This is a genomic window from Rhodococcus sp. NPDC054953 (genome assembly GCF_053609225.1).
Genome location: NZ_JBSGXD010000064.1, coordinates 1 through 769, shown reverse-complemented (window position 1 = coordinate 769; position 769 = coordinate 1). Strand labels below are relative to the sequence as shown.

Sequence of the window (769 nt, the reverse complement as noted above, 5' to 3'; positions counted from 1 at the left end):
CGTTCGCGTTGTGGGTGGGCGAACAACTGGCGGGACTCATGACCGGCGACGCCGAACGGATCACCTCCTAAGTGGACACCCGGGATCGCCCGCACGCCGGGGGGTGAACGATCCAGTGGGAGCACACCGAGGTGTGGGCGGAGGTGACACGGGGCCGCGCTCCGCCCACCCGGCGGGGCCACTCACTCTTCCTCCTCGCTCCAATCAGCGAATACGGGCTGGGAGGACTGGGACATCAGGTAGTGGTAGACGGCCTCGATGGTGTCCACCGAGTGCCGTCCAGGCGTCCAGCCGGGCTGGAACGGTCGGTCGGCGACCTGGCTCCAGCCGCCCGCCTTGTCGGCGACCAGCCCGAAGTACGCGGCGAGGGTCTCGGCGACCTCTACGTACCGGGCTGGTCCCTGCGTCCACGCGCGCAGCACGGCGATCACCGCGGTGACGCACTCCTGGCTGTACCGCCTCGGCCGGTCGGCAAGGTCCGCGCCGATCGTCCAGGCCAGCCGGTACAGCGCCTCCGACTCCCACGATCCCTCACGGCCGGCGATCAGAGAGCCGCCTCGGACCCGCTCGGCGACGAACTGCGGTTGTACTCCGCCACCAGCCGGTACAGCGCAACGAGCACCGACCCAGCAGCCAGCGCCCCGGCATCACCGAGCGCCCTGCACAGCGTGGCGACATCGGCGGGATCGGACGGGCCAACCGGGCGCAGCGGCCCGTGCTCGGCGTCCAGGTCTTCGCGGGTGACCGGTCGGCGGGGCGACCGGCCCGC

The 769-nt window shown here is 71.7% G+C and carries 2 protein-coding genes; both read right to left on the bottom strand.

The annotated features are described in order from the left end of the window. Positions 1 to 182: 182 nt before the first annotated feature. Positions 183 to 431 (bottom strand): hypothetical protein, encoded by a 249-nt coding sequence (locus tag ACWF62_RS20480; RefSeq protein WP_452631244.1) that lies wholly within the window; start codon positions 429 to 431, stop codon positions 183 to 185. A 113-nt stretch (positions 432 to 544) separates the two neighbouring features. Beyond that, on the bottom strand, positions 545 to 769 hold a 225-nt coding region (locus tag ACWF62_RS20475), incomplete at its 5' end, for a hypothetical protein (protein WP_452631242.1).